General features: G+C 79.2%; 1 protein-coding gene. It reads right to left on the bottom strand.

The window, feature by feature from the left end; all coding sequences use genetic code 11:
* Positions 1-16: 16 nt before the first annotated feature.
* The gene (locus tag H6X67_RS11640) at positions 17-1,291 is read right to left on the bottom strand and encodes a TadA family conjugal transfer-associated ATPase (RefSeq protein WP_249368444.1); all 1,275 of its coding nucleotides are present in this window, start codon (positions 1,289-1,291) and stop codon (positions 17-19) included.
* Between the last annotated feature and the right edge of the window lie 37 nt (positions 1,292-1,328).

Raw genomic sequence — 1,328 nt, 5'->3', positions numbered from 1 at the left:
AGCAGGGGCGCGGCGCTCACCATCGCGTCCCCCTCGCCCCGTCCGGCGGACAGGGACCGTCCGGCGGCAGGAGCGCCTCCGGCAGGGCCGCGCCGGGCAGGAGCGCCGCCAGCCGCTGCGCCCCGGGGCCGGCGTGGAGCGTCCCGTCGGGGCGGCGCAGGAGGGCGTCGTCGCAGCGCAGACGGCCCTCGTGGTCGCGCGAGAGCACGCCGACGCGCTCGACGACGCGCCTGGACCCGCAGCGGGTGCGCAGGCGACGCAGGTGGACCACGGCGTGCAGGGCGCTGGCCGTCTGGGCGGCCACCGCCGCCTCGTCCAGGCCGGCGAGCGCCCCCAGGGCCGTGAGCCTGGCGGGCACGTCGGCCGGGGAGTTGGCGTGCAGGGTGGCCCAGCCGCCCTCGTGGCCGGTGTTGAGGGCGGCCAGGACCTCGCGCACCTCGGGCCCGCGGCACTCGCCCAGGACGATGCGGTCGGGCCTCATGCGCAGGGCGGTGCGCACGAGGGCGGTCATGGGCACGGCGCCGACGCCCTGGACGTTGTCCCCGCGCTCCTGCAGGTGGATGACGTGCGGGTGGTCGGGGCTCAGCTCGCTGGCCTCCTCGACGCACACGATCCTCTCGGTGGGCGCCACGAGCCCGAGGAGGGCGGCCAGGAGGGTCGTCTTGCCGGTGCCGGTCGCACCGGTGACGAGGCAGGAGGCGCGCTCGGACACGAGGGCGGCGAGCACGGGCGCGAGGGGCGCGGCCACGGTGCCGGCGGCGACGAGCTCGTCGAGGGTGAAGGCGCGCCTGCGCCTGGTGCGCAGGCAGATGAGGGTGCCGTCGCCGCTGAGGGGAGGCAGGACCGCGTTGAGGCGGGTGCCGTCGGCGAGCGTGGCGTCGACGACGGGGCTGGCGTCGTCCAGGCGGCGTCCGGCGGAGGCGGCCATGCGCACGGCCAGGGCGCGGGCCTGCGCCTCGGGCAGGGCGGCGGCGGGGACCTGCTCGAGACCGTGCCCGCGGTCGATCCACGTGCGTCCGCCGCCGACGAGGACGTCGGTGACGCCGTCGGTCTCGAGCAGGGGCTGCAGGACGGGCCCGGCGCCCTCGACGTCGGCGCGCACCCGCTCGCCCAGGACCGCCAGGCCGTCGGCGCCCCGGGCGGGTCGGGTCTGGGTGTCGAGGGCGGTGGCGAGGTCGGTGCCGCGGGCGAGGGCGGAGCGCACGCGCTCGAGCTCGGCGTCGGCCGGGGCGCCCGCAGCGGGGCCGGTGGAGCCTGTGGGGCCGGTGGCACCGGCCGGCCGGGCGGTCATCCGAGCTCCCGCGGGTCCGTGGTGCCCAGGGGCACCC

Source organism: Actinomyces sp. AC-20-1 (assembly GCF_023369555.1).
Taxonomy (GTDB): Bacteria; Actinomycetota; Actinomycetes; order Actinomycetales; family Actinomycetaceae; genus Actinomyces.
The sequence above is the reverse complement of the archived record's forward strand: the minus strand, read 5'-3'. Positions and strand labels throughout refer to the sequence as shown.